Genomic DNA, 12594 nt, shown 5'->3' on the forward strand with positions numbered 1-12594 from the left:
CCGCCGATGATCGCGCCGGTGCGCTCGCGACGGTTCGACGTCACGGCGCCGCCTGCGCCGCCGCCGATCGCGCCGCCGATCACCGAGCCGGTGCTGCCGCCGACCGCGCCGCCGACGGCTGCGCCGGCTACCCCGCCGAGCGCGCCGCCAAGCGCGTTGTTCAAATCGCTAGCTGCTGCCGGCAGCGAAGTCGCGCCGACGAAAGCGGCGACGACGAGAGTGGGGGCGATCTTCTTCCACATGCCCGTATTCTTCCTGGTTGGTTATCGAAGGTGCGCTCGGTACGGTGATTTGAACCGATCGACGCCGATTCAGGCATTGTGCCGAACCCCGGACCAATTCATTTCAATGAGCTTGCGGCGAAGAATAGCACCGGTCCCGCGCTCTTGACCCCGGGATTCTGGTAACAAGTTGTTTACGGAAAACGCGGGTATACACGGAGCCGGACACGCCGGCTGAAACCCGCGTCGGCGCGGGCTTCGATACGGGTTCCGTCCCTCCGAAGCAGGATGCCGACCGGGCACGGTGTCGCGCGGTCGCGACACCGGATGCCGCGCATGCCGCACGCGACGACGCCGGCACTCGTCCGTCGCCGGAGGCAGTGAAGAAGTCAGTACAGGCCGGGAATCAGTCGCCAGGTTCGTGCGCAATACGCGTCGTATTCGGCGCCGAACTGCGAGCGCAGCAGCGCCTCCTCGGCACGGATGCGCGCGACGAGCGGCACGAGCATCAGCACGACCAGCAGCACGCCGACGCCCGAGCGGAACGCGAACGCCCAGCCGACCGCATTGACGAGCAGGCCGAGATAGCTCGGATTGCGGATGCGCCGGTAGATGCCGTCCGTCACCAGCGCATGGCCCGGCTGGATCGCGACGAGCCCGCTGAAGCGCTTGCCGAGCACGAACACCGGCCAGATGCGCAGCGCGCCGCCTGCGACATACAGCACGACGCCGATCCATCGCAGCGCATCGCCGCCGAACGTCCAGAAATCGAGCTGGTCCGTCAGCGCGGGCAGATACGCGAGCAGCAATCCGAACAGCGCGAACGCCGCGAGCACCCAGCGGTTGTCGCGGCTTTCGCGCTCGCCGGCGCTCAGGTTGCCTTCGGTGAACATCGCGACGACGGCCATCGCGAGCGTTGCGACGACGATCACGACCAGCGGCGGATGGGAAAAGAATGCGTCGAACCCGCCGATGCCGAGCACGGCGAGCCCGAGGTAGACGAGCGTGGACACGCTCGACAGGATCGCGACCTTGGGCGTGAGTGCCATCGCTGCCTCGCCGGGATGCGTTTTCCTGTGAAGTATAGGATCCCGGGCGAACGATGCGCGTGCGGCGCGTGACGCGCCGCACCGGTCGTCATGCGGGCGACGCCGGACCGGTTCGTCCGGCACACGGGCAAACAGCCGTGCCCGCCGGACGCTCAGCGAATCCGGAAGTTGCCGCCGATGCCGACGCTGATCGGCGGTGCGTAATACGCGGGCGCATAGCCATAGTACGCCGGCGCGGGCGCATATCCGTAAGGCGGCGCGACATAGCAGCCGGACAGGCCGCCGATCAGGGCAAGCGTGAGGAGTAGTCTGGTCATGGCTCGGATCCCGGCGCTAAACAACACGAAAGACGAATGGCATCGTGCGAAGGCCGCGCCGCCGCGGTGCGCGCGGCGGCCGGACGAAGCGGCGATCCGCCCTTCCCGTCGCTCGATGAAGCAATGCGCCGAGTCTAGCGCGCGGCTTTCCGGGCCGCGTTTCGTGCGCGGTTACACGTATTACCTCGCATGACCGCTGAAACAGATGGCAGCGACGCGGCGGCCGGCAAGCGCGCGGCCCCGCCGTCGTGCGCGTTACACGAAGTGCGCGCGGATCCGCTGCGCGATCGATTCGAGCGTCGCCGCATCGGCCATGTCGCGCGCATGCATCCGCAATTCGACGCCTTCCGAGCGCGGAATCACGTGGAAGTGCACGTGCGCGACCGTCTGGCCCGCCGCCGCGCCGTTGAACTGGCCGATGAACAGGCCGTCCGGTTCGAGCGCCGCACGCACCGCCGCCGCGACGCGCTGCGTCATGCGGATGCTCGCCGCGGCCGCGTCGCCGGACAGGTCGAAGATCTGCGCCGCGGGCTCCTTCGGGATCACGAGCACGTGGCCGTCGGCCTGCGGCATCAGGTCCATGATCGCGACGGTCGCGTCGTCTTCGGCGACCTTCACGCACGGCAGTTCGCCGCGCAGGATTTTTGCGAACGGGTTGTTGTTGTCGTAGGACATGGCGTTTTTCCGGTAACGGTTGGCTGGGAGATCGATGTCGGACGATTATCGGCCGATGCGCGGCCCGATTTCAACTCGCGGCGCCGCGCGTCATACAGCCGCGATTGCCACCCGTCGCCCGAACCTGCGACACTGCCGGATCGTTGCCGGCCGGCACGCCATCGAGGACGCTCGCGCATGACGATCCCCGTCAAACCGTTGATTCGACGCGGCCTCGCGGTCGCGCTCGTCGCCGCGCTCGGCTATGCCGGCTACATGCTGTCGCGGCTCGCGCCGATCGCCACCGGCTACGCGGCCAAGGCGCTGTGTTCGGGCGTGTTCGTGTCGGGCCGGCCGGCCGCGTCGGTAATCGACGTCGACATCATGGCCGGCGTGCATCCGCTGCTGAAGCTGGTGCGGCCGTCGATCGATGCCGAGCACCATCGCGCCCGCGCGACCTTCGCCGGCTTCGCCGAACGCGACGCCGAATTCCGCCCCGGGCTCGGCTGCACGCTCGTGCTCGGGCCGTCGCCGGGCGCACTGCCGGCCGCGCTGCCGCCGTTCCCCGATCCGCCGCCCGCCCGACCCGAGCCGCTCGCCGCACTGCCGGCCGGCATCGACGCGCGCAAGCTGCGGACGGCGCTCGACCGCGCATTCGACGAGCCCGACCCGGCGCGGCCGCGCCGCACGCGCGCGGTCGTCGTGATGTGGCGCGGCGAGGTGATCGCCGAGCGCTATGCGCCCGGCTTCACCGCCGACACGCCGCTGCCCGGCTGGTCGATGACGAAGAGCGTGACGGCCGCGCTGGTCGGCACGCTCGTCGCGCAGCACCGGCTGTCGCCGGACGCATCGGCGCTGCTGCCCGAATGGCGCGGCCGCGGCGATCCGCGCGCGGCCATCACGCTCGACGAACTGCTGCGGATGACGAGCGGCCTGCACTTCAACGAGGACTACGACGACCCGCTGTCCGATGTCGCCGTGATGCTGTTCACGCAGCCCGATACCGCGCGGTTCGCATCGACCATGCCGCTCGCCGCGCAGCCCGGCACGCAGTGGTACTACTCGAGCGGCACGACCGAGATCGTCGCGCGCGTGATGCGCGACGCGCTGGGCGGCAGCGGGCAAGACTATTTGTCGTTCCCGCGGCGCGCGCTGTTCGCGCCGCTCGGGATGCGCAGCGCCGTGTTCGAGCCCGATGCGGCCGGCACGCTGGCCGGCGCGTCGTTCATGTATGCGAGCGCGCGCGACTGGGCGCGCTTCGGCCAGCTTCTGCTGCAGGACGGCGTATGGAACGGGCAGCGGCTGCTGCCGGAAGGCTGGGTGCGCTACATGGCGAGCGCGACGCCACTGTCGCCGCGCCAGGAATTCGGCGCGCATCTGTGGGTCAAGGTGCCGGAACCGTTCAACGACCGGGATCCGCATGCGAGCGCGATGCCGGCCGACGCGTTTCATGCGGTCGGCCACGAAGGACAGTTCGTCAGCGTGGTGCCGAGCCGGCAGCTGGTGGTCGTGCGGCTCGGGCTGTCGCGCCCCGAATCCGCGTGGAATCACGAGGCGTTTCTCGCGCGCGTGCTCGACGCGCTGCCGCCGGCCGGCGGATAGCGGGCAACGCGGGTAACGCGTACCCGCGCAGCGTGGGCACGACCGACCGAGGTATCGGCTGGCTCTCGCCCGTGCACCGGCCGCCGATACCGCGGCGCGTCAGGGGTTCGCGCTGCCGCCGTAGGTCTTGAACCCTTCGCGCGTCGCGAGCCGCTCGACATAGCGGCTCACCGCCGGGAAGTCCGGGTGCTCGAACGGCGTGCCGAACCAGCGGTTCACCGACAGCCCGATCGGAATATCGGCCAGCGTGAACCGATCGCCGGCCACGAACGCGCCGGTCGCCTCGAGCTGCGCGTTCAGCACGCGCATGTGCTTCGTCCAGTTCGCGATCGACTGCGCGATCGCGGCCGGATCCTGATGCTCGGGCGCTTTGCGCACGAGGCCGAGAAACGCGGGCGGCCACGCGCGATTCAGGTCCGATCCCTGCCAGTCGATCCATTGGTCGACCCGCGCGCGGGCCTGCGGCTCGACCGGATAAAGCGACGCGTCGCCATGGCGGTTCGCGAGATAGCGGAGGATCGTGTTCGATTCCCACAGCACGAAATCGCCGTCCTTGATGACGGGCACGAGACCGTTCGGATTCAGCGCGAGATAGGCCGGATCGTCGGTCGAGCGAAAGCCCGAGCCCCAGTCTTCGCGTTCGAACGGCAGGTTCAGCTCGGCGCACAGCCACAGCACCTTGCGTACGTTGATGGACGGGATCTTGCCGAGTATCTGCAGCATGCGGGCTCCTTGTGAGGTCGGAATGCGGAGCGCCCGCGACGCGTGAGCACCGCGGACGCCTTACCGTCGAAGTTATACACGACCTCGTCGAAAACCACAGCCCTCGACCGCACACTACCGTCCGGTCAGGTCGCGCAGCGCGTGCTCGGCGGTCGGGAACCGAAACACGAAGCCGTATTGCTGCAGCCGCGCAGGCGTCACGCGCTGCCCGTCCAGCAGCAGTTCGGCCATTTCGCCCATCGCGCAGCGCAGCGGCGCGGCCGGCAGGTGCAGCCATGCGGGACGGCGCAGCACCTTCGCGACGACCTGCACGAATTCGCGCTGGCTCAGCGCCGCGGGCGCGACCGCGTTGTAGACGCCCTGCATGCGCGGATCCGACATCGCGCGCGCGACGATCCGCAGCACATCGTCGCGATGAATCCAGCTCATCACCTGCGCACCGTCGCCGAGACGGCCGCCGAAGCCGACGTAGTGCGGCAGCAGCATCGGCCGCAGCGCGCCGCCGGGACCGAACACGATGCCGAGCCGCAGCACGACAGTACGCACGCCGTGACGCGCCAGCGGCTGCGCAGACGCCTCCCATTGCCGGCACAGCTCGGACATGAACCCGCTGCCGGCACGGCTGTCTTCGTCGACCCGTTCATCGGGCGCGCGCACACCGTAGTAGCCGATCGCGGAAGCCTGTATCCACGTGCGCGGCTTAACTTCGGCGGTCTCGACCCATTGCATCAGCGAGCGCGTGACGCCGGCGCGGCTGGCGAGCAGCAGCGCCTGCCGGCGCTTGCTCCAGCGCGCGCCGAGCACGGGTGCGCCGGCGAGGTTGACGACCGTATCGAACCGCTCGTGCGGACGCAGCTGCGCAGCCGACGTCACGCTGCGCACGCGCCCGTGGAACTGGTACGCGGCGCGCAGCGGATCGCGCGTCAGCAGCGTGATCGTATGACCGGCGTCGAGCAGGCGGTTGACGAGCGCTTCGCCGATGAAACCCGTGCCGCCGGTGACCAGCACGTTGCCGGGCGACAGCCCGTCGAACGGATTGGCGACCGGCGCGCGCCGCGCGATCCGGCACGCGGCGATGCCGTCGCGGATGCCCGACGCGGTCACGCCGATCGCGAACACGGTCAGCAGCGCGCCGCGCCATCCGGCATCGACGACGTGCAGTGCGGTCGGCGCCTGCGCCCAGTCGGCCAGCTGCATCGCATACAGGCCGATCAGCGCGCCGCCGTTGACGGCCAGCAGCGTATGCAGCACGCGCTCGGTCGCCGGCAGCTTGCGGCTGCGGTCCTCGACGACGAAATCCCACAGCGTCAGCAGCACTTCGACGCCGAGCACGGCCGCGATGGCCGCCACCCACGCGCCATGGAACGCGAGCCGCGCGAACGACGCGAACACGAGACCGTAGAGCACGGACCGCACCGCGTGGATCGCGAGTTCCCGCCGCGCATGCGGCCGGTGCGGCAGGTCCTGCGTGAGCTCGTGATGATAGAGCGTGTCGAATGCGCCCATCGCGCCCTGCACGATCAGCAGGTCGATGGCCCAGTCGAAAGCAGGCAAGCCGTTCATGCGGCGTCCCTCCTCCACAGCCAGACGAGCGGCGGCACCAGCGCGGCCAGCGCCGCCACGTCCGCCGCGATATTGATTCCGATACCTGCATGCCACGACATCATCAGGTCCTGCGGCGCCCAGACCAGCAGGCCGGCGAGCAGCCATCCCCATACGGCCCGCCTGCGCAGCCGGTTGCCGAGATGCACGAGCGCCAGCATCCAGATCGACAGGCATTGCAGCGTCGCGCCGAGCAGCGACATCCACCACAGCTGCTGAAGGCGCGCGGGAACCGGCGCCGCGGCCGCCCAGAAGTGGCGTTCGATGCCGATGTGATAGCCGTCGAGCAGCGGCGAACCGGCGATCCACGGCAGCGCCGCACCGACGAGCAGGTGCACGATCGCCGCGCCGACCATCCAGCTCACCGCGACGCGGCGCGCGCGGTCGTGTTCGTGGATCCGGGCACCGGTGCGATCCGCTCCGCACGTGCACCCCGTCGAGTCGCAGGCCTCGGCTGCCCGATACCCGAGCCAGCGCGACAGTACATGTCGATTGCGGGCGACGCACCGATACAGCACCGCCAGCGCGCTTCGCATTCCCGGCACGCGAAGCGGCCACACGAGCCAGCGGCGGCCGGCCAGCGCATAAGCCGTCAGGATGGCGTCCACGCCGGCCACGATGCGTCCATCGGGCAGGCGGCCGTGCAGTTCGCGATTCAGCGCCGCGCGATCGACGCCTGGCGGCGCGGGATCGAAACCGGGCCCGGCGATGTCGACGAACGCCAGCCGGCGCTGCGTGTCCGAGGCGCCGAGACGCCGCACCTGCTCCACGCATAACGGGCACCGGCCATCGAAATACAGCACCAGTTGATCCGCTTTCATGCTTTGCACTCCTTTTTTATTCCGGCAACCGCGACCCGATGCATCGATCGACGGTCACATCGGCTTGAGCACCATCAGGAAATAGACGCCCAGCATCGCGAAGAACGCCGGATAGCCGAGCCGCTCCCAGCGCTTCGCATAGCGCCAGTACCGCTCCGGCAGCGCGGCGTCGCCGTTCGCGTGCGCGAGCTTCGCCATCGCGGCCAGTTCGATCTGCAGCCATACGACCGGCAGCCAGCATGCGCCCGCGATCGTGTACAGCACGAGCGATGCAGCGAGCCACGGCGCATGCCATGGCCAGCCGGCCGTATGCGCGAGCCACAGCCCCGACGCGGGCTGGAAGATCACGGCCGGCGTCGTAAACCACCAGTCGGCGCGCACCACGAGGCGCGACACGGCCGCGATCGCCGGCACCGAGCGCGTGCGGTTCGCGAAGAACAGGTAGAACGCGGTACCGAACCCGGTGCCGACCAGCAGCACCGACGACAGAATGTGCAGCGTCTTGACGACGAGATAGGTATTCACGAGCGTTCTTCTCCGGCAAACAGGATCGACAGGATGGCGAGAATCGGTACGTTCTTGAGCACCGGCCCGAACGGCTCGGCCAGCAGGCCGGGCATCGTGACCGCGATGACGGCCGAATACGCGACGATCAGCGCGCCCTGCGCGAGCCACAGGCGGCGCGACGGCGCGGCGACGGTCGCGACGCCGAACGCGAAATCCAGTGCGCACGCCGCATAAAGCGCGACCTGCGCGGGCAGCCCGGTCAGGTGCGCGAGCGCGAGCCGCGCGAGACTGTCGTTCAACGGATGGACGAACGCGCTAACGACGGCCGTCCAGATCCATACGATCGCGAGCGCGCCCCGCAGCAGCGGGCGCTGCCACATCGCGAACGCGTCGCGCCGCAGCGCGGCCGCGTCCGTGCCGGCGAAGGTGCGCAGCCCGCGCGGCGGCCGCCCGAGCAGCGCGACCGTGGCGGCCGGGTCGCCGGTGTTGCCGGCCCGCAGCATCGTCCACGTGTCGCGCGTCAGCATCGCGCCCGGCATCAGCCCCGACAGCGCGGCCGCCCCACCGACCAGCGCGCCGGGCAGCGTCACGCGCAGCGCGGGCGGCAAGCCCATCGCGGCGCGATAGGCGCTCAGCATCTCGCGATACTCGACTTCGTCGCCGCCGACCACGTCGACGATCGCGTCGCCGCGCGCCGGCGCATCGACGAGCCGCGCGACGCATTCGGCGAGATCGTCGACGTGCACGGGACGCAGCACCTGACGGCCGCCGGCCGGCAGCCCGTGCACGGGCAGGCTCGCCAGCATCCGGAACCACCGCGCCGACGCGCCGTCCGCGCCGTACACGAGTGCGGGACGCACGATCCGGGCATCGAGCGGCAGCGTGCGCAGAAAACGATCGGCGGCCAGCTTGCTCGCGAAATAGCGCGAGTCGCCGCGCTCGACACCGAGCGCCGAGATCTGGATCACGCGCCGCACACCCGCGCGAACGCAGGCCGCGAACAACGCGCAGGGCGCCGCGCGATGCACGGTGTCGAGCGTCGCGTCGCGCCGGTCGCCGAGGATACCCACTGCATTGACCACGACCTCGACGCCGTGCCGCGTCAGCCGGTCGAGCCACGGCTCGACGTCGACGTCCTTCGCGAAATCGATCGCGATGTCGCGCGGGCCGGCCGCTGCGCGCACGCCGCGCAGCACGCGATGACCGCGCGCTTCGAGCTGCGTGCACAGCGCCCGCCCGATAAAGCCGTTCGCGCCGCATACGAGCACGTTCATGCCGCACGCTCCGACGCGGGGAACCGGAACACCAGCGGGACGGACCTGTTCATTTTCATCCTCTATTTACAGTTATTTCTGTACAAACAGAAATATTCATCGCAAAAAAAGCGGGCTGCCGCCCGCGCAGGTTACTTCGACGACTTGCGCCTGACCGTCTGGCTGATCTTCGCGCCGATGCCGAGCGCCTTCATCAGCGTATCGGGCTTGAGCCGCAGCATCTCGTCCGACCAGGTCGTCAGCGTCTCGACGAACTGCAGCGTGTCGCGGATCCGCTGCTCGGTCTCGCGGCTCTCGTCGGCGATCTCCGGGCTCGTCAGGCAATCGCGCAGCACCGTGAGCGTCGGCTCGATCTCGCGCTGGCGCCGCCCTTCGACGATCAGCTTGAACAACTCCCAGATGTCGGTCGACGTCTCGAAATGATCGCGGCGATCGCCCAGCACGTGGACGACCTTCGCGAGCCGCCATGCCTGCAGCTCCTTCAGGCTCGTGCTGACGTTCGAGCGCGCGACGTTCAGCGTCTCCGCGATCTCGTCGGCCGCAATCGGCCGGCCGGCGAGGTAGAGCAGCGCGTGAATCTGCGACACGGTGCGGTTCACGCCCCACCGCGAGCCCATTTCGCCCCAGTGAAGAATGAATCGTTCGGCAATCGGTGTGAGTTCCATGTCGCGAAATTTAGGTTTTTCAGTTATTTCTGTCAAGAGAGAAATAGCCGAAGCCGCCGCCGGATGCGCGCATCCCGTGGTCCGACCCTGGCCGCCGCGACGCGCCGGCACGCGGCGCGGGCGGCCATGCCCGCCCGCGATTCGCCGCTTCCTTTACAATGCGCGGGATTTTTCCGTTTTCAGGCCGTTGCCGCCTTTCAGACAAGAGGTTTCCATGATCATCAAACCGCGCGTGCGTGGCTTTATCTGCGTGACGACTCATCCCGTCGGCTGCGAAGCCAACGTCAAGGAACAGATCGACTACGTGACTTCGCACGGCCCGATCGCCCATGGTCCGAAGAAGGTGCTCGTGATCGGCGCGTCGACCGGCTACGGCCTCGCCGCCCGGATCTCGGCCGCATTCGGTGCGGGCGCGGACACGCTCGGCGTGTTCTTCGAGCGCGCCGGCAGCGACACCAAGCCCGGCACGGCCGGCTGGTACAACAGCGCCGCGTTCGAGAAGTTCGCGGCGGAAAAGGGCCTCTACGCGCGCAGCATCAACGGCGATGCGTTCTCCGACAAGGTCAAGCAGGTCACGATCGACACCATCAAGCAGGATCTCGGCAAGGTCGACCTCGTCGTCTACAGCCTCGCCGCACCGCGCCGCACGCATCCGAAGACCGGCGAAACCATCAGCTCGACGCTGAAGCCGATCGGCAAGTCGGTCAGCTTCCGCGGCATCGACACCGACAAGGAAGTGATCCGCGAAACCGCGCTCGAGGCCGCGACGCAGGAAGAGATCGACGGCACCGTCGCCGTGATGGGCGGCGAGGACTGGCAGATGTGGATCGACGCGCTCGACGAGGCCGGCGTGCTGGCCGACGGCGCGAAGACGACCGCGTTCACGTATCTCGGCGAGCAGATCACGCACGACATCTACTGGAACGGCTCGATCGGCGAAGCGAAGAAGGATCTCGACCGGAAGGTGCTGTCGATCCGCGACAAGCTGGCCGCGCACGGCGGCGACGCCCGCGTGTCGGTGCTGAAAGCCGTCGTCACGCAGGCGAGCTCGGCGATCCCGATGATGCCGCTCTACCTGTCGCTGCTGTTCAAGGTGATGAAGGAGGCCGGCACGCACGAAGGCTGCATCGAGCAGGTCTACGGGCTGCTGAAGGACAGCCTGTACGGCGCGACGCCGCACGTCGACGACGAAGGCCGCCTGCGCGCGGACTACAAGGAACTCGATCTGCAGATTCAGGCGAAGGTCGTCGCGCTGTGGGACCAGGTCACCAACGACAACCTGTACGAGCTGACCGATTTTGCCGGCTACAAGACCGACTTCCTGCGTCTGTTCGGCTTCGAGATCGCCGGCGTCGACTACGACGCGGACGTGAACCCGGACGTGAAGATCCCGGGTCTGATCGACGTCACGGCCTGACCGGCCGGCCTGCCGCGCGCGATCGCGCGGGCGGCAGGCGGGCGGCGAGCGCCGGCGGGCCATCCGCCACGCTCGCCGGTCGCGCCGTCAAAGCGGCGCGCCTTCCTCCAGATAGATCCCCGCCGACAACCCGGCCTTCACCTGCCGCGTAAATTCGTCGGTGGACACTTCCTCCGCGCCCGCCTCGATCGCGTCGTACGCCTGGCGCACGACGTCGGCCGGCGTCGCCTTCGGCACGTCCAGCCCGCGCGTCAGGTCGGTATCGATGAAGCCGGCATGCAGCCCGACGACCTGCGTGTGCTGCTCGCGCAGCGAATAACGCAGGCCGTTGGTCAGCGCCCACGCCGCCGACTTCGACACGCCGTAGCCCGACAGGATCGGCCGGTTCACCCAGCTCGCGACCGACAACACGTTCAGGATCGCGCCGCCGCCGTGGCCGGCCAGCGTGCCCGCGAACGCGCGCACCATCGCGAGCACGCCGAACACGTTGGTTTCGAAGTGATCGCGCAGCGCGACCACCGCACCGTCGTCCGTCAGGCTGCCGAGCCGCGCGATGCCCGCGTTGTTGATCAGCAGCGTGACGTCGCGCGCCGCCTCGGCGGCCTCGGCCACCGACGCCGGATCGGTCACGTCGAGCTTCACCGGCACGACGCCCGGCAGCGTCACGCCGGCCGGATCGCGCGCGCCCGCATACACCTTGCGCGCGCCTCTTTCGAGCGCCTGCTTCGCAAATTCGCGGCCGAGCCCGCGATTCGCGCCCGTCACGAAAACGACTGCCCCTTCGATCTTCATGATCCTTCCTTTCGCGTGATGGATCGCCTGCGCGCCGGCTCGCCGCGCGCGTGGAATCCGGTGGAAACGAGCTTGCCGATGCGTACCGAACCGTTGCGTCGACGCAGGGCCGGCGCTTGCGCCGATCTGCCGCCCCGCCGACGCCCAAGACCGTGCCGATCGCCCTGCGTGCCGCGCAGCCCGCTTCGCGTCGATCGCGAAGTCGGCTACACTCGATATCAATGTCGATCGCCATTGTCTTTGCGGTGCATTGTGCCGATGCGATTCGGGCACGTCAATGGTGACTGCCATTGTGTTTTTCAATCGACGCGATCGGCGAAATCAGGGAGGAATCGATGGGCGTTTCGAGACAGCAGGCCGCCGAAAACCGCAGCGCGATCGTCGCGGCCGCCGAGCGGCTGTTCCGCGCACGCGGCGTCGACGCGGTGGGGCTGACCGAGCTGATGAAGGAAGCCGGCTTCACGCAGGGCGGCTTCTACAACCATTTCAAGTCGAAGGACGCACTGGTCGCGGCGGTGCTGGAAAAGGCGATGGCGGACCGCGCGGATTCGCCGGGTGCCGGCAGCGTCGCGCAGCAGGTCGCGTCGTACCTGTCGGACGCGCATCGCGACAACGTCGAAGCCGGCTGCCCGCTGTCCGGCTTCGCGGGCGACGCGCCGCGCCTGACCGACGCGGCGCGCGCGTGCTATGCGCAGGGCCTCGCCGCGTATCTCGACCGGCTCGCGGCGAAGGTCGCCACCGACGGCGCGACGGCGGAGCAAAGCCGGCGCGACGCGATCGCGATGTTCAGCCAGATGGTCGGCACGCTCGTGCTGTCGCGCGCGGTTGCCGGCGTCGATCCGGCATTCGCCGACGAAATCCTCGACGCGGGACGCCACGCGCTCGTCGATTCGCCCGACGCGCCGTCCGCGCCGGCGTGACGCGCGGCGCGGCAGCCCGCGCACACCCGG

At 69.0% G+C, this 12594-nt stretch carries 14 protein-coding genes; 3 read left to right on the top strand and 11 right to left on the bottom strand.

Going from position 1 to position 12594, the window contains the following annotated elements; all coding sequences use genetic code 11:
• The 4 genes from BST28156_RS15455 to BST28156_RS15470 form a co-directional block, all read right to left on the bottom strand.
• Positions 1–242 (bottom strand): YMGG-like glycine zipper-containing protein (locus BST28156_RS15455; RefSeq protein WP_496350115.1); only part of this gene is annotated, 242 nt, incomplete at its 3' end.
• A gap of 368 nt (positions 243–610) precedes the next feature.
• Positions 611–1270 (bottom strand): methyltransferase family protein, encoded by a 660-nt coding sequence (locus BST28156_RS15460; RefSeq protein ID WP_174902633.1) that lies wholly within the window; start codon positions 1268–1270, stop codon positions 611–613.
• Positions 1271–1422: 152 nt separating this feature from the next.
• Positions 1423–1587, bottom strand: a complete 165-nt coding sequence (locus BST28156_RS15465) for a hypothetical protein (RefSeq protein ID WP_009688803.1) — start codon at positions 1585–1587, stop codon at positions 1423–1425.
• Positions 1588–1842: 255 nt separating this feature from the next.
• Positions 1843–2262 (bottom strand): HIT family protein, encoded by a 420-nt coding sequence (locus tag BST28156_RS15470; protein ID WP_060240601.1) that lies wholly within the window; start codon positions 2260–2262, stop codon positions 1843–1845.
• Positions 2263–2439: 177 nt separating this feature from the next.
• Between BST28156_RS15470 and BST28156_RS15475 the strand changes: the two genes are divergently transcribed.
• Positions 2440–3843: a serine hydrolase domain-containing protein gene (locus tag BST28156_RS15475; RefSeq protein WP_174902634.1), complete on the top strand. Its 1404-nt coding sequence runs from the start codon at positions 2440–2442 to the stop codon at positions 3841–3843.
• A gap of 99 nt (positions 3844–3942) precedes the next feature.
• Here BST28156_RS15475 and BST28156_RS15480 read toward each other — a convergent pair whose 3' ends face one another.
• The 6 genes from BST28156_RS15480 to BST28156_RS15505 form a co-directional block, all read right to left on the bottom strand.
• Complete coding sequence (locus BST28156_RS15480; protein WP_174902635.1) at positions 3943–4566, bottom strand: glutathione S-transferase family protein; 624 nt, start codon at positions 4564–4566, stop codon at positions 3943–3945.
• Between the two features lie 114 nt (positions 4567–4680).
• A complete protein-coding gene (locus tag BST28156_RS15485) occupies positions 4681–6129 on the bottom strand; it encodes a TIGR01777 family oxidoreductase (protein ID WP_174902636.1) in 1449 nt (482 codons plus the stop codon).
• Positions 6126–6989, bottom strand: coding sequence for a thiol-disulfide oxidoreductase DCC family protein (locus tag BST28156_RS15490; RefSeq protein ID WP_174902637.1), 864 nt, complete (start codon positions 6987–6989; stop codon positions 6126–6128). Before BST28156_RS15490 ends, BST28156_RS15485 begins: the two co-directional genes overlap by 4 nt.
• A 54-nt stretch (positions 6990–7043) precedes the next feature.
• Positions 7044–7514: a DUF2269 family protein gene (locus BST28156_RS15495; protein WP_009687287.1), complete on the bottom strand. Its 471-nt coding sequence runs from the start codon at positions 7512–7514 to the stop codon at positions 7044–7046.
• The gene (locus tag BST28156_RS15500; protein WP_174902638.1) at positions 7511–8770 is read right to left on the bottom strand and encodes an SDR family oxidoreductase; all 1260 of its coding nucleotides are present in this window, start codon (positions 8768–8770) and stop codon (positions 7511–7513) included. The genes BST28156_RS15495 and BST28156_RS15500 overlap by 4 nt, the downstream gene beginning before the upstream one ends.
• 131 nt (positions 8771–8901) lie before the next feature.
• Positions 8902–9435, bottom strand: coding sequence for a GbsR/MarR family transcriptional regulator (locus BST28156_RS15505; RefSeq protein ID WP_151065233.1), 534 nt, complete (start codon positions 9433–9435; stop codon positions 8902–8904).
• 214 nt (positions 9436–9649) lie between these two features.
• On the opposite strand from BST28156_RS15505, the gene fabV reads away from it, so the two are divergent.
• Positions 9650–10852, top strand: coding sequence for an enoyl-ACP reductase FabV (fabV, locus tag BST28156_RS15510; RefSeq protein WP_174902639.1), 1203 nt, complete (start codon positions 9650–9652; stop codon positions 10850–10852).
• Between the two features lie 87 nt (positions 10853–10939).
• Here the strand turns inward: fabV and BST28156_RS15515 are convergent, their stop codons facing one another.
• On the bottom strand, positions 10940–11644 hold the full coding sequence (locus tag BST28156_RS15515) for an SDR family oxidoreductase (protein ID WP_174902640.1): 705 nt from the start codon (positions 11642–11644) through the stop codon (positions 10940–10942).
• A gap of 335 nt (positions 11645–11979) precedes the next feature.
• On the opposite strand from BST28156_RS15515, the gene BST28156_RS15520 reads away from it, so the two are divergent.
• Positions 11980–12564 (top strand): TetR/AcrR family transcriptional regulator, encoded by a 585-nt coding sequence (locus tag BST28156_RS15520; protein WP_174902641.1) that lies wholly within the window; start codon positions 11980–11982, stop codon positions 12562–12564.
• The last annotated feature ends 30 nt before the right edge of the window (positions 12565–12594 follow it).

The sequence above is a fragment of the Burkholderia pseudomultivorans genome, from assembly GCF_902499075.1.
Classification (GTDB): Bacteria; Pseudomonadota; Gammaproteobacteria; order Burkholderiales; family Burkholderiaceae; genus Burkholderia; species Burkholderia pseudomultivorans.